This is a genomic window from Ruania albidiflava DSM 18029 (assembly GCF_000421225.1).
Classification (GTDB): Bacteria; Actinomycetota; Actinomycetes; order Actinomycetales; family Beutenbergiaceae; genus Ruania; species Ruania albidiflava.
In genome coordinates, this window is sequence record NZ_ATWL01000003.1 from 327,489 (window position 1) to 345,744 (window position 18,256).

Annotated in this window: 14 protein-coding genes and 1 tRNA gene; 11 read left to right on the top strand and 4 right to left on the bottom strand. The window is 68.9% G+C overall.

The window, feature by feature from the left end; genetic code table 11:
• Nucleotides 1-33 precede the first annotated feature (33 nt).
• Nucleotides 34-492 carry a hypothetical protein gene (locus K338_RS25465; protein ID WP_157612242.1) on the top strand — a complete coding sequence of 153 codons (459 nt, stop codon included), beginning with the start codon at nucleotides 34-36 and terminating at the stop codon, nucleotides 490-492.
• Nucleotides 493-574: 82 nt separating this feature from the next.
• On the opposite strand, the gene K338_RS0105795 is transcribed toward K338_RS25465, so the two are convergent.
• Both K338_RS0105795 and K338_RS0105800 read right to left on the bottom strand, forming a co-directional pair.
• A complete protein-coding gene (locus tag K338_RS0105795; protein WP_022917234.1) occupies nucleotides 575-1,234 on the bottom strand; it encodes a response regulator transcription factor in 660 nt (219 codons plus the stop codon).
• A complete protein-coding gene (locus tag K338_RS0105800; RefSeq protein ID WP_022917235.1) occupies nucleotides 1,231-2,706 on the bottom strand; it encodes a sensor histidine kinase in 1,476 nt (491 codons plus the stop codon). Before K338_RS0105800 ends, K338_RS0105795 begins: the two co-directional genes overlap by 4 nt.
• Nucleotides 2,707-2,938: 232 nt before the next feature.
• Here K338_RS0105800 and K338_RS0105805 point away from each other — a divergent pair.
• From K338_RS0105805 to K338_RS0105850, 10 genes are all read left to right on the top strand, one after another.
• A tRNA-Trp gene (locus tag K338_RS0105805) sits at nucleotides 2,939-3,011 on the top strand.
• A gap of 53 nt (nucleotides 3,012-3,064) precedes the next feature.
• On the top strand, nucleotides 3,065-3,670 hold the full coding sequence (secE, locus tag K338_RS24970; RefSeq protein ID WP_022917236.1) for a preprotein translocase subunit SecE: 606 nt from the start codon (nucleotides 3,065-3,067) through the stop codon (nucleotides 3,668-3,670).
• A gap of 65 nt (nucleotides 3,671-3,735) precedes the next feature.
• Nucleotides 3,736-4,428 (top strand): transcription termination/antitermination protein NusG, encoded by a 693-nt coding sequence (gene nusG / locus K338_RS20795; protein WP_022917237.1) that lies wholly within the window; start codon nucleotides 3,736-3,738, stop codon nucleotides 4,426-4,428.
• Nucleotides 4,429-4,525: 97 nt separating this feature from the next.
• Nucleotides 4,526-4,957 carry a 50S ribosomal protein L11 gene (gene rplK / locus K338_RS0105820; protein ID WP_022917238.1) on the top strand — a complete coding sequence of 144 codons (432 nt, stop codon included), beginning with the start codon at nucleotides 4,526-4,528 and terminating at the stop codon, nucleotides 4,955-4,957.
• A gap of 83 nt (nucleotides 4,958-5,040) precedes the next feature.
• Nucleotides 5,041-5,721, top strand: a complete 681-nt coding sequence (rplA, locus tag K338_RS0105825) for a 50S ribosomal protein L1 (protein ID WP_022917239.1) — start codon at nucleotides 5,041-5,043, stop codon at nucleotides 5,719-5,721.
• Between the two features lie 304 nt (nucleotides 5,722-6,025).
• Nucleotides 6,026-6,553: a 50S ribosomal protein L10 gene (rplJ, locus tag K338_RS0105830; protein WP_022917240.1), complete on the top strand. Its 528-nt coding sequence runs from the start codon at nucleotides 6,026-6,028 to the stop codon at nucleotides 6,551-6,553.
• A gap of 75 nt (nucleotides 6,554-6,628) precedes the next feature.
• A complete protein-coding gene (rplL, locus tag K338_RS0105835; RefSeq protein ID WP_022917241.1) occupies nucleotides 6,629-7,021 on the top strand; it encodes a 50S ribosomal protein L7/L12 in 393 nt (130 codons plus the stop codon).
• 361 nt (nucleotides 7,022-7,382) lie between these two features.
• Entirely contained in the window at nucleotides 7,383-10,901 is a 3,519-nt protein-coding gene (rpoB, locus tag K338_RS0105840; RefSeq protein WP_022917242.1) for a DNA-directed RNA polymerase subunit beta, read from the top strand.
• A gap of 94 nt (nucleotides 10,902-10,995) precedes the next feature.
• Entirely contained in the window at nucleotides 10,996-14,886 is a 3,891-nt protein-coding gene (locus tag K338_RS0105845) for a DNA-directed RNA polymerase subunit beta' (protein WP_022917243.1), read from the top strand.
• A 237-nt stretch (nucleotides 14,887-15,123) separates the two neighbouring features.
• Nucleotides 15,124-15,669: a P-loop NTPase family protein gene (locus tag K338_RS0105850; protein ID WP_022917244.1), complete on the top strand. Its 546-nt coding sequence runs from the start codon at nucleotides 15,124-15,126 to the stop codon at nucleotides 15,667-15,669.
• A 148-nt stretch (nucleotides 15,670-15,817) separates the two neighbouring features.
• Here K338_RS0105850 and K338_RS0105855 read toward each other — a convergent pair whose 3' ends face one another.
• Together K338_RS0105855 and K338_RS20800 are read right to left on the bottom strand one after the other, a co-directional pair.
• Nucleotides 15,818-16,492 carry a ChbG/HpnK family deacetylase gene (locus K338_RS0105855; RefSeq protein ID WP_022917245.1) on the bottom strand — a complete coding sequence of 225 codons (675 nt, stop codon included), beginning with the start codon at nucleotides 16,490-16,492 and terminating at the stop codon, nucleotides 15,818-15,820.
• Nucleotides 16,489-17,970 carry an MFS transporter gene (locus K338_RS20800; protein WP_157612245.1) on the bottom strand — a complete coding sequence of 494 codons (1,482 nt, stop codon included), beginning with the start codon at nucleotides 17,968-17,970 and terminating at the stop codon, nucleotides 16,489-16,491. Before K338_RS20800 ends, K338_RS0105855 begins: the two co-directional genes overlap by 4 nt.
• Nucleotides 17,971-18,256: the final 286 nt, after the last annotated feature.

Below are 18,256 nucleotides of genomic sequence, written 5' to 3' on the forward strand. Positions count from 1 at the left end.
CGCAGAGAGCGGGACGACAGCGAAGGAGACACCATGAAGACTCATGCCGCGTGGATAGTGACCGGGGCGCTGGGAGTGCTGGGGGTCACCGGCACCGCGGTGACGGCAGCCGCAGACGCGCTGCCTCCCTCCTCCGCGAGTGTGCAGGCGGCACACGTGGGTGGCGACAGGATCCAGGCCGTCGCGCGCGACGGGGGAGCCGAGCCGACTGCTGACCCTGCGACCGTCGCAGCGCAGAGTGCCACCACGGCTGTCACCGCCCAGAGCGCCCAGAGCGTGCAATCGGCACAGAGTGCGCAGTCGGCACAGAGTGCGCAGACACCGCAGTCGCCGAACACCCCGGCAAGCCCGGTCAGTGCCCCGAGCCCGGCCAGCGCGCAGAGCCCGAACAGCCCGGCGACCCCGAACACCGCGGCCAGCCCGCAGAGCGCGAACACCCCGAACAGCCCGGCGAGCCCGCAGAGCGCCCCGTCCGCCGGTTCCGCCGACTGAGTCGCCAGCACGCGGGCCTCGGTGACCTGTGGGTTCGGCACCGGGGCCCGGCGTGCCCAGCCTCAGCGAGCGCTGCGCAGCCTCACCGGAGTCGGTAGCCCATCCCGCGGACCGTCTCGAACCGGTCAGCACCCAGCTTCTTGCGCAGGTACCGCACGTACACGTCCACCACGTTCGAGCCCGGGTCGAAGTCATACCCCCACACCCGGGAGAGCAGCTGCTCGCGGCTGAGCACCTGACCCGGGCTGCGCAGGAACGTCTCCGCCAGGGTGAACTCCCGCGCGGACAGGTCCACCTCCCGCCCGCCCACAGTGGCCCGGCGGGTGCGCAGGTCCAGCACCAACCCGTCGTGGCTGAGCGTGGCCCCACCGTCGCTGGCCGGCTCGGCACGCAGCCGCAGGCGTACCCGGGCCAAGAGCTCCTCGAACCGGAACGGCTTGGCCATGTAGTCGTCTGCGCCGCCCTCCAGACCGGCCACGGTGTCGGTCACCGAGGAGCGGGCGGTGAGGATGATCACCGGTATCGTCACGCCCTGCCCCCGGATCGTGTTCAGCACCTCGAAACCGTCCTGGTCGGGCAGGCCGAGGTCGAGGACGAGCAGGTCGAACTCGCCCGTGCTGGCCAGGTCGATCGCCTCCGTACCGGTGCGCACCGCGGTGGGCGAGTATCCGGCCGCGCGCAGCCCCTTGGCCACGAACGAGGCGATCCGTTCCTCGTCCTCGGCGATCAAGATCTGACTCATCCTGCCTCCTCCTCCGCAGCTGCCTGCCCAGTCTGCCCGGAACCAGCACCAGGTGGGACCGGGAGGACGATGCTGAACGTGCTGCCGGCGCCGGCGGTGGACTCCAGACCCACCTGCCCGCCGTGCGCCTCGGCGATGAGCGCCACGATCGACAGGCCCAGCCCGGTGCCGTCCACCTCCGGATCCAACCGCTCGAACCGTTCGAAGATGCGCTCCTGGTCGGCCGGTTCGATACCGGTGCCCTCGTCGCGCACCCAGAGCCGCACGGTGCCGGTCGCGGGGGAGTAGCGCGACCCGATGCCCACAGTGGAGCCGTCGGCGGAGAACTTCACCGCGTTCGAGACCAGCTGCAACCACGCCTGCGTGAGCCGGCGCGGGTCCGCCTGGACCTGCACGTCGGCGAGCGAGTCCAGCAGCCACCGGCGCTCACCCAGCGGCTCGGCCTTGGCCAGCACCTCGTCGGTGAGCAGCGCCACGCCCACCGGCACCAGGCGGACGAAGTCCGGACGACGAGCCTTGGCGAGCGTCATCAGGTCCTCGACCAGCAGGTTCATCCGGTCCACCTCGTTCAGCACCAGGGACCGGGTCTCGGCCGCATCCTGAGGGTCGTCGGCATTCATCAGCTCCAGGTGACCCCGCACCACGGTGAGCGGCGTACGCAGCTCGTGCCCGACGTCGTCGAGCAGCTGGCGCTGGGAGCCGAACGCCTGCTCCAGGCGAGCCAGCATCCCGTTCACGGTGGTGGTGAGCGCAGCCAGGTCATCGCGCCCGGTCACCGGGATGCGTCGAGAGAGGTCGTCCGAGGAGCTGATCTCGGCCGCAGCCGTGCGCAGCACTGTCACCGGCAGCAGCATCCGACCCATCACGAACCAACCGATCACGGTGATCCACACCAGCGCCAGCGCAGCGACCAACGCATAGGTGCGGAAGGTGTTGCCGATCTCGGCGTACTCGGCGTCCATGTCGAACGCGAACACCACCGCACCGGTCTGGCTACCGTCCTCGCTGTGCACCGGCAGGCCACGGACACGGTAGGTGCCCTGCTGGGTCTGGACGGTCATGGTGTCCGCACCCGACCAGCGGCTCACTGGGGCGAGAGCCGCCACCAGCTCCGGGTCGTCCTGGATCCGGAACGAGCCGGTCGCACGCGGCACGTAGGCGAGCTCGGTCCCCATGAAGCCGCCCAACGCCTCGTTCTCCGCCGGCACCACCCGGCCGAGCGCAGTGCGGATGACCGCCTCCACCGAGGCGAACGGCGCCCCGGTCTCCGGGTCCACGCCCTCGTGGTACAGGTTCTCGACCTCCGCGCCGTTGCGGAGCAGCGCAGCATCCACCAGGTTGGTGGTGTGGTCCCGCTCCACGGAGTAGGCGGTCAGCCCGGCTGCGACCATCGCCATTGCCGCCAGCCCGATCAGTGCCGCGAGCGCACGGGTGCGCACGCTCATCCTCCACTGCGGGTGACGGCGGGCCATACCGGACATTATCCGCGTGCCGGTCCGCAGGACTCACCCCGCCGGGCTGCGCGTCGGTTCCGGCCGCCGGTGCGGAGCCTTGGCGGCGGTCTGAGCAGCGCGGCAGAGTGCTCTCGCGCACAGTGGTTCGACCTGGCCTGCGATGTCCCGTACACTCCATGAGTGGTGGTTGACGTCCACCAGGCTGGTCTGCGCCCTACGGGGGGTTGGTCTCAGGTGGCGTCCGCCCCGAAGGGCAGTGGCGCAATTGGTAGCGCACCGGTCTCCAAAACCGGCGGTTGTGGGTTCGAGTCCCTCCTGCCCTGCACCTCACGTCCGGACCCCCGACCGCAGCCATCCAGCCAACGAAAGCAGTTCTGTGAGCAGATCCACGAGTCCCGACTCGGGCGAGCCCGAGGACGTCGGCCGTGGTGACTCTGCGTCGGACCGGGCCGAGGACGGCGAGTCGCAGACCGACGTGAACGACGTGACAGACGAGGCGCACGACTCTGGTGCAGCCAGCGCCAGCGGTGACCAGGCCACGACCGACGCCCAGGACGGCTCCCGAGCGGAGGAGGCCAGCGAGGCCGAGTCTGAGGGGTCGGAGGGTACGAAAGGTACGAAGGCAGCCGCCGCGGCCTCGGCGCGTTCCCGCTCGGCGAGCGGAGCTCGGAGCGTGCGCTCGGCCCGCGCCACCTCTGGGCGCACCACCTCGGTGCGTGCGGCTCAGGCCAGCAAGGGACGCGCAACCGTGTCCCGGGCAGAGGCCGAGGCCCGGCGCCAGCCGCGGCCGAACCTGTTCGCCCGGATCCTGAGGTTCGTGCGCGAGGTGATCGCCGAGCTGCGCAAGGTCGTCACCCCGACCCGGAACGAGCTGTTCACCTACGCCGCAGTGGTGGTGGTCTTCCTGATCATCATGATGGCCTACGTCGGCGTGCTGGATTACGGTGTGGGGCGCCTGGTGCTCTGGGCGTTCGGCGGCTAGCCGCAGCCCGAGGACCACCAGGACGAACGAGAAAAGACAACGGATGAGGGAAGCAGGTCGAGCACGTGTCTGAAGACGCCCAGGATGAGGTGACCTCCGCCGAGGAGGTGACCGACGCCGTCGAGGCCGAGCAGGCGCCGACGAGCGAGGCACCGGTCGAGGACCCGGTCGCGGCGTTCCGCAGCGAGCTGCGCACCCTGCCCGGTGAGTGGTACGTGATCCACTCCTACGCTGGCTACGAGAACCGCGTGAAGGCCAACCTCGAGTCCCGGATCCAGTCCTTGAACATGGAGGACTACATCTTCGGTGTCGAGGTGCCGATGGAAGAGGTCGTGGAGATCAAGAACTCGGTGCGCAAGCTGGTGCGCCGGGTGCGGATCCCCAGCTACGTGCTGGTCCGGATGGACCTGACCGACGAGTCCTGGGGTGCGGTGCGGCACACGCCGGGGGTGACCGGGTTCGTGGGCAACACCCACTCTCCGGTGCCGCTCACCCTGGACGAGGTGATGTCCATGCTCGCCCCGACCATCGAGGCGAAGGCCCCGGCCCCAGCCGGCGCCGCCCCGGCCAGCGCCCCGGCTGTGCAGGTCGAGTTCTCTGTGGGCGAGTCGGTCACCGTCACCGACGGCCCTTTCGAGACCCTGCCTGCCACCATCTCCGAGATCAGCACCGAGAGCCAGAAGCTCAAGGTCCTGGTTTCGATCTTCGGCCGCGAGACACCAGTCGAGCTGTCGTTCAACCAGGTCGCCAAGATCTGACCGGCTCCACCAGAGCCGCCCCTGACCGGGCAACCGCCCGGCCATGCAACCGGGTCATCGCCCATGGCGTGGGCCCACCGACAGAAAGAGTGACCGCATGCCTCCCAAGAAGAAGGTCACCGGCCTGATCAAGCTCCAGATCCAGGCCGGCGCTGCGAACCCCGCACCGCCGATCGGCCCCGCGCTGGGTCAGCACGGTGTGAACATCATGGAGTTCTGCAAGGCCTACAACGCCGCGACGGAGTCTCAGCGCGGCAACGTGGTCCCGGTGGAGATCACCGTCTACGAGGACCGCTCCTTCACCTTCATCACCAAGACCCCACCGGCCGCCGAGCTGATCAAGAAGGCTGCGGGTGTGGCGAAGGGCTCCGGCACCCCACACACCACCAAGGTCGGTTCGCTGACCCAGGAGCAGGTGCGGGAGATCGCCGAGACCAAGATGGCCGACCTGAACGCCAACGATGTGGACGCTGCCGCGAAGATCGTCGCCGGTACCGCCCGCTCGATGGGGATCACGGTCGACGACTGATCTCCGGCGCCGACCGGCGCCGACGTGGCAGGGCCCGGCGCGGGCCCGTACCACAACTGCTCGATATCTCAAGGAGAAGCAGCATGACTACGCGCAGCAAGAGCTACCGCAAGGCCGCCGAGCTGGTGGACCGTTCCGAGCACTACACCGTGGCCGAAGCCGTGGCGTTGGCGAAGAAGACGTCCACCACCAAGTTCGACGCGACCGTCGAGGTGTCCTTCCGTCTCGGCGTGGACCCGCGCAAGGCGGACCAGCAGGTCCGCGGCACCGTGAACCTGCCCAACGGCACCGGCAAGACCGCGCGGGTGGTCGTGTTCGCCGCCGGCGCCCGCGCCGAGGCTGCGATCGAGGCCGGTGCGGACGAGGTCGGCGCCGACGAGCTGATCGAGAAGGTGGCCGGCGGCTACACCGACTTCGACGCCGCGGTCGCCACCCCGGACCTGATGGGCAAGGTCGGCCGGCTCGGCCGCGTGCTCGGCCCGCGCGGGCTGATGCCGAACCCGAAGACCGGTACGGTGACGATGGACGTGGCCAAGGCCGTCACGGACATCAAGGGCGGGAAGATCGACTTCCGCGTGGACAAGCACGCCAACCTGCAGTTCATCATCGGCAAGACCTCGTTCACCGAGGAGGCGCTGCTGGAGAACTACCAGGCTGCTCTGGACGAGGTGCTCCGGCTCAAGCCGGCCTCGGCCAAGGGCCGCTACATCGCCAAGGCCACGCTGTCCACCACGATGGGTCCGGGCATCCCGCTGGCTGCCTGAGACCAGTACGGACCGATCGACGGCCCGGTACCCGCACCGGGGCCGGGCCGTCGGCACCTGTGACCATCCTCTCACCGGGACGGTTTGGACCACCTGCGCGCGCCCGCTAGACTCGGCACTGCCTCAGACCGCCGGTCGCCCGTCGCTGGACGGGGGTTAAGCCCGCACGAGCGGGGCCAGCGCAGGTGAACGTGACCGATACGCCCACGGCGAGCACCGTCGTCGTGAGCCGTCCAGGCCTCGTGCACCTGCGCGGGGCCTTTTTTCGTGGGCCTGGCCGCGGCACATCACGGAAGGAGGGCTCATGGCACGGCCTGACAAGGCAGCGGCAGTTGCCGAGCTGACGGAGAAGTTCCGCCAGTCTGCGGCTGCAGTGCTGACCGAGTACCGCGGGCTCACGGTGGCCCAGCTCAAGGAGCTGCGCACCGCCCTCGGCAGTACCACCCAGTACGCCGTGGTGAAGAACACGCTCACCCAGATCGCGGCCAAGGAAGCCGGCTTCGACTCGCTCCAGGACCAGCTGACCGGTCCGACCGCTATCGCCTTCGTCTCCGGGGACCCGGTCGAGGCGGCCAAGGGGCTGCGTGACTTCGCCAAGGCCAACCCGTCCCTCGTCGTCAAGGGCGGGCTGATGGAGGGCGACCCCATCAGTGCTGACGACATCACCAAGCTCGCGGACCTCGAGTCCCGTGAGGTGCTCCTGGCCAAGGCCGCGGGCGCCATGAAGGCCAAGCTGCACCAGGCGGCCTACGTCTTCAACGCGCCGGCCGCCAAGGCTGTGCGCACCATCGAAGCCCTGCGGGAGAAGCAGGCGAACGAGGCCGCGGCCTGACGGCCACAGCCTGATCCACCACCACTGCTTCTCGCCCGTGCGCGCAAGCAGGACCAACAGGAAGGAACGCCGATCATGGCGAAGCTCAGCACAGACGAGCTCATCGATGCTTTCAAGGAACTGTCCCTCATCGAGCTCTCCGAGTTCGTGAAGCAGTTCGAGGAGACCTTCGAGGTCACCGCTGCTGCTCCGGCCGCCGTGGCCGTGGCCGGTGGCGCCCCGGCCGCCGGTGGCGACGCCCCGGCCGAGGAGGAGCAGAGCGAGTTCGACGTCATCCTCGAGTCTGTGGGCGACAAGAAGATCCAGGTCATCAAGGAGGTCCGCGCCCTGACCAGCCTCGGTCTGAAGGACGCCAAGGACCTCGTCGACGGCGCCCCCAAGCCGGTGCTCGAGGGCGTCGACAAGGAGGCTGCGGACAAGGCCAAGGAGGCCCTCGAGGGCGCCGGCGCCACCGTCACCCTCAAGTGAGCCACGCGGGGCGGGCAGCTGCCACGCCCCGCCACGGCGCACGCCGTAGAGCCACGACGACGAGGCCCGCACCAGCAACGGTGCGGGCCTCGTTGCCGTAGCGGCCCCCGGCCAGCGGGGACCACCACCAGGACCGGGCGGACCGTACCAGGACCGTCACGGCTCGACCAATACGACTCGCACCACGGCGCTGGACATCTGGCTGCTGTGTGAGTATGCTGTCGCTTTGCGCTGTCGTCTGCCCCAGCACCCATCGTCGGATCCACGAACTTCGCCATGCCACGCGTCGGGCGAGGTCCGAAGAAGCGTGCTTTGGCCGACGTGAGCGTGTGTGCACACAATTCGTAGGGAAGGACCCCTCTTGGCTGCCTCGCGCACCCCTTCTGCTCCGACCGCCGACGCCATCACCCAACGTACCGCCTCCCGCAGGGTCTCGTTCGCGAAGATCCACGAACCGCTCCAGGCACCCGACCTGCTCGGGCTGCAGCTGAACAGCTTTGACTGGCTGCTCGGCAACGAGCGGTGGCAGGCGCGCGTGGCCGAAGCAGTCGAAACCGGCAATAACGACGTCACCACCACCTCCGGCCTGGAGGAGATCTTCACCGAGATCTCCCCGATCGAGGACTTCGGCGCGACCATGTCGCTCTCGTTCCGCGATCACCGCTTCGAGCCGCCCAAGTACACCGCCGAGGAGTGCAAGGAGAAGGACTTCACCTACTCCGCACCCTTGTTCGTGACCGCGGAGTTCGTCAACTACACCACCGGCGAGATCAAGTCCCAGACGGTGTTCATGGGCGAGTTCCCGCTGATGACCGATCGCGGCACGTTCATCATCAACGGCACCGAGCGGGTGGTCGTCTCCCAGCTGGTGCGCTCCCCGGGCGTGTACTTCGAGCGCACCCCGGACAAGACCTCGGACAAGGACATCTTCACTGCGAAGATCATCCCTTCCCGCGGTGCTTGGCTCGAGTTCGAGATCGACAAGCGGGACGCCGTCGGTGTGCGCGTGGACCGCAAGCGCAAGCAGTCGGTGACCGTGTTCCTCAAGGCGCTCGGTATGACCACTGCGGAGATCCGCGAGGAGTTCGCCGACTACCCCACGGTGCTGGAGACCCTGGAGAAGGACACCGTCAACACCCAGGACGAGGCACTGCTGGACATCTACCGCAAGATCCGTCCGGGTGAGCCGCCGACGGTGGAGGCCGGTTCGGCGCTGCTGGACAACTTCTACTTCAACGCCAAGCGGTACGACCTGGCCAAGGTCGGCCGTTACAAGATCGACAAGAAGCTCGGCGTGGACGCGGACCTCAGTGAGTCTGTGCTTGCCCTGGGCGACATCGTCGCGACCATCAAGTACCTGGCCGCCCTGCACAAGGGCGAGCAGACGATCGGCGGTGTGCGTCACGGTGAGCCGATCGAGGTGCACGTCGAGACCGACGACATCGACCACTTCGGCAACCGCCGCATCCGCGCGGTGGGTGAGCTGATCCAGAACCAGGTGCGCACCGGGCTGTCCCGGATGGAGCGGGTGGTCCGGGAGCGGATGACCACCCAGGACGTCGAGGCGATCACGCCGCAGACCCTGATCAACATCCGGCCGGTCGTCGCCTCCATCAAGGAGTTCTTCGGCACCAGCCAGCTGTCCCAGTTCATGGACCAGAACAACCCGCTCGCGGGTCTGACCCACAAGCGCCGGCTCTCCGCGCTCGGCCCGGGTGGGCTGTCCCGCGACCGTGCGGGCATGGAGGTCCGGGACGTGCACCCCTCGCACTACGGCCGGATGTGTCCGATCGAGACCCCCGAGGGGCCGAACATCGGCCTGATCGGCTCCCTGGCGACGTATGCGCGGATCAACCCGTTCGGGTTCGTCGAGACCCCGTACCGCAAGGTCGTCGACGGTCGGGCGACCGACGACGTCGAGTACCTGACCGCGGACGACGAGGACCGGTACGTGATCGCGCAGGCGAACGCGCCGCTGGACGACGAGGGCCACTTCACCGAGGAGACGGTGCTGGTGCGCATCCGTGGTGGTGAGGCGATCGACGTGCCCGCCACGGACGTGGACTACATGGATGTCTCCGCCCGGCAGATGGTCTCGGTGGCCACGGCGATGATCCCGTTCCTGGAGCACGACGACGCCAACCGCGCCCTGATGGGTGCGAACATGCAGCGTCAGGCGGTGCCGCTGGTCCGGTCCGAGGCCCCCCTGGTGGGTACCGGGATGGAGCGGCGCGCGGCCGTGGACGCTGGTGACGTGATCGTGGCGACCAAGGCCGGTGCGGTGACCGAGGTCTCCGCCGACTCGATCCTGGTCGCGAACGACGACGGCACCTCCTCGACCTACCGGGTCGCCAAGTTCCGTCGGTCCAACCAGGGCACCTGCTACAACCAGCGCGTGCTGGTGGACGAGGGTGCCCGGGTAGAGGTGGGCTCGGTGCTCGCCGACGGTCCGGCCACCGACGAGGGCGAGCTCGCCCTCGGTCGCAACCTGCTGGTGGCGTTCATGTCCTGGGAAGGGCACAACTACGAGGACGCGATCATCCTGTCCCAGCGCCTGGTGCAGGACGACGTGCTCTCCTCGATCCACATCGAGGAGCACGAGGTCGACGCCCGCGACACCAAGCTGGGTCCGGAGGAGATCACTCGGGACATCCCGAACGTCTCCGACGAGGTGCTGGCCGACCTGGACGAGCGGGGCATCATCCGCATCGGTGCCGAGGTCGGGGCCGGTGACGTGCTGGTCGGCAAGGTCACCCCGAAGGGGGAGACCGAGCTGACCCCGGAGGAGCGCCTGCTGCGCGCGATCTTCGGGGAGAAGGCTCGTGAGGTGCGCGACACCTCGCTGAAGGTCCCGCACGGTGAGTCCGGCACGGTGATCGCGGTCCGCGAGTTCAACCGGGACGACGGCGACGAGCTGCCCCCGGGTGTGAACCAGCTGGTCCGCGTCTACATCGCCCAGCGCCGCAAGATCACCGACGGCGACAAGCTCGCCGGCCGGCACGGCAACAAGGGCGTCATCGCGAAGATCCTGCCCGTGGAGGACATGCCGTTCCTCGAGGACGGCACCCCGGTGGACATCATCCTCAACCCGCTGGGCGTGCCCGGGCGGATGAACGTCGGCCAGGTGCTCGAGACGCACCTGGGCTGGGTGGCCAAGCAGGGCTGGGACGCCGGTATCGCCGAAGCGAAGAAGGGCAAGCTGCCCGCCTGGGCGGAGAACCTGCGCCCAGAGGCCCTCACCGGTGAGCCGGGTACACCGGTGGCGACCCCTGTGTTCGACGGTCTGCGCGAGACCGAGCTGCGCGGTCTGCTGGAGTCGGCCACGCCGACCCGAGACGGTGACCAGCTGGTGAACGTGGACGGCAAGGCGCGGCTGTTCGACGGCCGCTCCGGCGAACCGTTCCCGTCCGAGATCGCGGTCGGCTACATGTACATCCTGAAGCTGCACCACCTGGTGGACGACAAGATCCACGCCCGGTCCACCGGCCCGTACTCGATGATCACCCAGCAGCCGCTGGGTGGTAAGGCGCAGTTCGGTGGTCAGCGTTTCGGCGAGATGGAGGTGTGGGCGCTCGAGGCCTACGGCGCCGCGTACGCGCTGCAGGAGCTGCTCACCATCAAGTCCGACGACGTCCCCGGCCGGGTCAAGGTCTACGAGGCGATCGTCAAGGGCGAGAACATCCCCGAGCCGGGCATCCCGGAGTCCTTCAAGGTGCTCATCAAGGAGATGCAGTCGCTCTGCCTGAACGTCGAGGTGCTCAGCTCTGACGGCACCTCGATCGAGATGCGCGACACCGACGAGGAGGTGTACCGGGCCGCTGAGGAGCTCGGTATCGACCTCTCCCGCCGCCCCGACGCGAGCAGCGTCGAAGAGATCTGAGCGGGGCCGGCCGGTGCCGAGCGAGCAGCACGCACCGGCCGGAGCCCCGGCTTGATTGGTTCCACACGGTGACTCACCGAAGGAAGTAGGAAAATTGCTCGACGTCAACGTCTTCGACGAGCTGCGTATCGGTCTCGCGACCGCGGACGAGGTCCGCGCCTGGTCGCACGGCGAGGTGAAGAAGCCAGAGACCATCAACTACCGCACCCTCAAGCCTGAGAAGGACGGACTCTTCTGCGAGAAGATCTTCGGCCCCACCCGGGACTGGGAGTGCTACTGCGGAAAGTACAAGCGGGTCCGGTTCAAGGGCATCATCTGCGAGCGCTGCGGTGTGGAGGTCACCCGCTCCAAGGTGCGCCGGGAGCGGATGGGGCACATCGAGCTGGCCGCACCGGTCACCCACATCTGGTACTTCAAGGGTGTGCCCAGCCGGCTCGGCTACCTGCTCGACCTGGCTCCGAAGGACCTGGAGAAGGTCATCTACTTCGCCGCCTACATGATCACCTGGGTGGACGAGGAGGGCCGGCACGAGGACCTGCCCAGCCTGCAGAACGAGATCGACCTGGAGAAGCAGGAGATCACCAAGAAGCGGGACCTGGACATCGCCCAGCGCGGTGAGCGGCTGGAGGCCGACCTGGCCGAGCTGGAGGCCGAGGGTGCCAAGGCGGACGCACGCCGCAAGGTGAAGGACTCCGCCGAGCGCGAGATGGCCCAGCTGCGCAAGCGCGCCGACCAGGAGCTGGACCGCGTGGAGCAGGTCTGGGACCGGTTCAAGAATCTCAAGGTCTCCGACCTGGAGGGTGACGAGCTGCTCTACCGGCAGCTGCTGGACCGCTACGGCAACTACTTCGAGGGTTCGATGGGTGCCGGCGCGATCCAGAAGCGCCTGGAGACCTTCGACCTGGAGGGCGAGGCCGAGGCGCTGCGCGAGGTCATCCGTACCGGCAAGGGCCAGCGGAAGACTCGTGCGCTGAAGCGGCTCAAGGTCGTCAACGCGTTCCTCACCACGAACAACTCCCCGCTGGGTATGGTGCTGGACTGCATCCCGGTCATCCCGCCGGACCTGCGCCCGATGGTGCAGCTCGACGGTGGCCGGTTCGCCACCAGCGACCTGAACGACCTGTACCGCCGGGTGATCAACCGGAACAACCGGCTCAAGCGTCTGCTCGACCTGGGCGCACCGGAGATCATCGTCAACAACGAGAAGCGGATGCTGCAGGAGGCCGTGGACTCGCTGTTCGACAACGGTCGCCGTGGCCGGCCGGTCACCGGACCGGGCAACCGCCCGCTGAAGTCGATCTCCGACATGCTCAAGGGCAAGCAGGGCCGGTTCCGGCAGAACCTGCTCGGCAAGCGTGTGGACTACTCCGGTCGGTCGGTCATCGTGGTCGGCCCGCAGCTGAAGCTGCACCAGTGCGGTCTGCCCAAGCAGATGGCGCTGGAGCTGTTCAAGCCGTTCGTGATGAAGCGCCTGGTCGACCTGAACCACGCGCAGAACATCAAGTCCGCCAAGCGGATGGTCGAGCGGGCCCGCTCCGTGGTGTGGGACGTGCTCGAAGAGGTCATCACCGAGCACCCGGTGCTGCTCAACCGTGCGCCCACGCTGCACCGGCTGGGCATCCAGGCGTTCGAGCCGCAGCTGGTCGAAGGTAAGGCGATCCACCTGCACCCGCTGGTGTGTGGTGCCTTCAACGCCGACTTCGACGGTGACCAGATGGCCGTGCACCTGCCGCTGAGCGCGGAGGCGCAGGCCGAGGCCCGCATCCTGATGCTCTCCAGCAACAACATCCTCAAGCCGTCCGACGGCCGCCCGGTGACCATGCCCTCCCAGGACATGATCGTGGGCCTGTACCACCTCACCGTGGACAAGTCGGGTGAGCCGGCCGGCACCGGCCGCGCGTTCACCTCCGCAGCCGAGGCGCTGATGGCGTTCGACGCTGGTGAGCTGGACATCAACGCCGTGGTCAAGGTGCGGCTGCCCGAGCTCGTCCCGCCGGTCGGCTGGGACGCACCCGAGGGGTACACCGAGGGTGATGACGTGGTGCTGGAGACCACGCTCGGCCGGGTGCTGTTCAACGAGGCCCTGCCCGTGGACTACCCGTTCGTGAACGGGGTCGCGGACAAGAAGGCGATCTCTACGATCGTCAACGACCTCGCCGAGCGGTACCCGAAGGCGGTCGTGGCCGCGAGCCTGGACGCGCTCAAGGACGTGGGCTACTACTGGGCCACCCGGTCCGGGCTGACCATCGCGATCTCTGACGTCGCCACGCCGGAGAACAAGAAGGAGATCCTGGAGTCCTACGAGGGCAAGGCCGCGAAGGTCCAGGGCCAGTTCGACCGCGGTCTGCTCACCGACGACGAACGCCGTCAGGAGCTCGTGGAGATCTGGAACGAGGCCACCGACAAGGTCGCCAAGGCCATGCAGGAGAACTTCACCGAGGACAACACGGTGAACCGCATGGTGACCTCCGGTGCCCGTGGTAACTGGATGCAGGTGCGCCAGATCGCCGGTATGCGTGGCCTGGTGGCCAACCCGAACGGTGAGATCATCCCGCGGCCGATCATGTCGAACTACCGCGAGGGTCTGACCGTGGTGGAGTACTTCATCGCCACCCACGGTGCCCGCAAGGGTCTGGCCGACACCGCGTTGCGGACCGCCGACTCCGGATACCTCACCCGGCGCCTGGTGGACGTCTCCCAGGACGTCATCATCCGCGAGGAGGACTGCGGCACCGAGCGGGGTCTGACCCTGCCGATCGTGGAGCAGCTGCCGAACGGGTCCACCCGCCGTGCGGACACGGTGGAGACCAGCGTGTACGGCCGGTCGCTGGCTGGTGCGGTCACCGATGCGAACGGCACCGTGCTCGGTGAGGGCGGTGACGACGTGGGTGACGTGCTCATCGACACCCTGGTGGCCGCCGGTGTGGAACAGCTCAAGGTGCGCTCGGTGCTCACCTGTGAGTCCCGCGTGGGCACCTGCGCCAAGTGCTACGGCCGCTCCTTGGCCACCGGCAAGCTGGTGGACATCGGTGAGGCCGTGGGCATCATCGCCGCCCAGTCGATCGGTGAGCCCGGCACCCAGCTGACGATGCGGACCTTCCACACCGGTGGTGTGGCCAGTGCCGATGACATCACGCAGGGTCTGCCGCGTGTGGCCGAGCTGTTCGAGGCCCGCACCCCCAAGGGTGAGGCGCCGATCAGCGAGGTCGCCGGGCGGGTCAGCATCGAGGACACCGACCGGGCACGCAAGATCGTCGTCACCCCCGACGACGGTAGCGAGGACGTGTCCTACCAGGTCACCCGCCGTGCCCGTGCGCTGGTGCGCGACGGGGACCACGTGGCCGTCGGGCAGCAGCTCGTCGGTGGTGCGGTGGACCCGAAGAAGGTGCTGCGCATCCTCGGTCCGCGTGCGGTGCAGAAGCACCTGGTGGACGAGGTGCAGGACACCTACCGCTCCCAGGGTGTGGACATCCACGACAAGCACATCGAGGTCATCGTGCGGCAGATGCTGCGCCGGGTGACCGTGCTGGACTCCGGGAACTCGAACCTGCTGCCGGGTGAGCTCGCCGAGCGGGCCCGGTTCGAGGACGAGAACCGGCGCGTGGTCTCCGAGGGCGGTCAGCCGGCCTCGGGTCGTCCCGAGCTGATGGGTATCACCAAGGCCTCGCTGGCCACGGACTCGTGGCTGTCGGCGGCGTCCTTCCAGGAGACCACCAAGGTGCTCACCGAGGCTGCCATGAGCGGCCGCAGCGACGCCCTGATGGGCCTGAAGGAGAACGTCATCCTCGGTAAGCTCATCCCGGCCGGCACCGGCCTGCCCCGGTACCGGAACATGCGGGTGGAGCCCACCGAGGAGGCCAAGGCCGAGCTGTACCCGAGCTTCGGCTACGACGAGATCGACTACGGTCCGATGACCGACGGCGGCGAGGCGATCGCCCTGGAGGAGCTGGACCTCGGCCGCGGCTACGAGGCGGACTTCCGCTGAGCCAGCCCGGCTGACGCACGACGGCCCGGTACCCGCGAGGGTGCCGGGCCGTCGTGCGTCTGCACCCCGCACACCCCACCCGGAGCACCCCGCCCCTCCGCGTGAATCCATTCGGTCGGCAGCTGGCCCGCGGGGTCGTGCTCTGCGGTATCGTCCCACCGCGGGAAGTGTCGATCGCGCGGCGCCGAGTGGGATCAGCGGCTGCGCCAACACCGGCGAGGACGAGGGGGAAGGCCAATGGGCCAAGGCACTGCGGCTGACCTGCGCAGCGCGCAGCGGGTGCTGTGCTACGGCGCCACCGGCTCCGGCAAGTCCACGACCGCCACGATGCTGGGCGAGCTGCTCGGGCTGCCGGTCGTGCTCGTCGACGAGATCTGCTGGCTCCCGGGCTGGCAGAAGCGCGATCCCGACCAGCAGCACGAGATCCTCACCGGGCTGCTCAGCGAGCCGAGCTGGGTGTTCGACTCGGTGTACTCCAGCGAGCGGGAGTACGCCCTGCAGCGAGCCGACGTGATCGTGGCCCTGGACTACCCTCGTGCGCTCTCCCTGTGGCGGCTGCTGCGCCGCACCGAGCGCCGGATCCGCACCGCGGAGCTGGTCTGCAACGGCAACATCGAGACGTGGCGCCACACGCTCGCCCGGGACTCGATCATCTGGTGGCACTTCCACAGCTGGCGCATCAAGCGGCAGCGGATGCGTGCCTGGTACGCGGACTCGGACGCGCCGCCGGTCATCCTGCTCCGCCGGCCCCGTGACCTGCGCCGCCTGGTCGCCCAGCTCTGAGTCCGCGGCTGCACCGCTGTCTCAGGTACGCGCCGCGATCTGAGGTTGTGCGCTCAGACCGCCGCGCGGACCTCAGACAGGTGCCTGCCGGGGGGAGCGGGCTCGCGCGGTCGCCGGTCGTCGGAGCAGCGGGGCGCTCAGCCGCCGGTCACCGGGGCGCCAGCGCACCGGTGGCGAGCAGCGCATGCTGGCGCACGCGTTCTGCGCTGAGCGGGTCGGCGGGGTCTGCGCGGGCTGCGGGGTGGGTGACCAGCTCCACCTCGCCATCGGGCAGGTCGACCAGGAGATCCGCAACGTCGGCAGCGTCCGGCACCTCGGTGACCAGCACGTCCGGCAGCACCAGACCAGCTGCGTCGGCTGCCGCCACCGCGCGGGCATGCAGCGCTGCTTCCGTCGAGGTCAGACCATCGGGCGCGCGCCGCGGAAGGCGCAGCCGCAGCCGGTAGCGGGCCGCCACCTCGATCGACTCTGCGAGCACCCCGCCGGCCCGGACCGCTTCCGGGCCCAGTCCGTAGAGCGCCGACGTGTGCAGGTCCAGGTGCGCGGGGCAGTGGCCTGCGGTGATCATCGCTTCCACCTGCGCCGCGATCCGTGCCGTGACCTGGTCGCTGGTGGCGCCGACCAGCTCGGCTGCGGTGAGCTGTACGTGCACCCCCAGCGGCACCAGGTCCGCCAGCGCGGCCATCGCCATGCTCGCCCCGGGAGCACCGACGAGAACGGACGCCGCGGACAGGTGACCCGCCCGGGCCAGCTGGGTCACGCCGTCGTCGATGGCAGCGGACTGGCCGACATCGTCGGCCACCACGCGCAGCGAGCCGGTCACGGTGCGCTGTCGGCGGAGCCGGGTTCACCCGTGGGGTGCGACTCACCGGAGGGCAGCGAATCTGAGGTACCCGGTGCGGACTGAGGCTCTCCGAACTCGCCTCCGGCCGCGTCCGTGACCTCCGATGCAGACGGGGCCGAGTCAGCCCCGCTCCCCGCGCGCCCCTGCTCCACCACCCGCCGGTCGAACCGTACGAAGAGGCTCAGCAGCGCGGCCAGGGCCACCAGCACCGCCGGGAACACCGAGATGAGGAACCGAGCCGCCTGGTCCGGCGCCGACCCCGGGTTGTCCCCGCTGTCGAACCCGAACAGCCACCAGACCGCCAGGAACGCCAGCGACTTGATCCACGCGTTCAGCCGGTTGAAGAACCCGAACGCGGCCAGGAACATCCCCTCCCGACGGTTGCCGGTGCGCGCTGCGTCCTCGTCCAGCAGCCGGGCGACGATCAGGTCGTTGGTGGCCATCACCCCGCTGTAGCCCAGCCCGACCAGCGCCCCGATGCCGATCGCGGACAGCAGCCCGGTCGCCGCCGACATCAGCGCCAGTGCACCGGCGAGCACCACCAGGGCCATCCGCCACATCCGCTCCGGTCCGTGCCGGCGCACCAGCCTGGTCCACAGCAGCAGGCACGCGGCGCTGATCCCGATCACCGAGGCGAGCAGGTAGCTGGCGTTGCCGCTGGGGAGCCCGAGGGTGTAGTCCACGAAGAACGGGACCGCTGCGATCACCAGCGCCATCCCGGCTGAGTACGCACCGCCGGCCAGCGCGATCAGCCAGAACTTGCGCTGGGAGAAGATCGTCCGCACCGTGTCCCACAGCCGCGGCGGCGCCGACGCCCAGGCGGCCGGATCCTCCCGGGCGCCGGTGGCGCAGACGATGATCACCGTCACGGCGACCACGGCGAGGATCATCGCGGTGGCGGAGTAGCCGATCTTGTCCGCGACCATCGGCACCATCGCCACCGACAGGATCATCGCCACCAGCTGGAAACCCTGCCGCATCGAGTTCGCCACCGCCCGGCGGTTCTCGACCGGGAACAGCTCGGGCAGCAGCGCCCCGTAGTTGGCGTTCACCAAGGAGTCGGTGGTCCCGGTGAGCACCACGAACAGCGCGAACCAGGCCACCAGGGTCCAGCCGTCCAGGTCCGGCGGGGTGAAGAACAGCACGAACGACAGGCCCAGCACCGGGGCGCCGACGATCATCCACGGCCGGCGGCGGCCCCACCGGGTGCGAGTCCGGTCGGACAGGTACCCGTAGACCGGGTTGTCCACTGCGTCGATCACCGCGTAGACCGCCAGCACCGCCGCATAGGCACGCGTGGACATACCCAGGTCGTTGATGTAGAAGTAGGCCATGAACGCCAGGAACATGTTGATCGGCAACGAGGTGCCGAACATGCCGACGGCGTAGCGTGCCGGGGCAGTAGGCCGCACCGGGACGGGCCGCAGCCCGCTGTGCGCGTCGGTGCTTGTACCCACGCTGCCACTGTGCCACGCTGGGCACCGGATGTGGCGGGAATCGCCACATCCGCCGGTGTTCCCGCTGTGTTGCCGTGCGACCAGGTGCACTCTCGGGCCGAGGCAGGGCACGCCGGACGTGGTCGGGACCACACCGCTGCTGCTTTGACGCCGTTGCCGCGCCCGGAGTACTCTGGTCGGCAGTGCCCGCTCTGTCGGGCTCTCGCGTGCGCGCACACCGGTTCCGTTCTCGGACTCCCGGCAGGGCGTGTGGTGGGTCTCCACCGACTGGGCGCGAGCACGACCT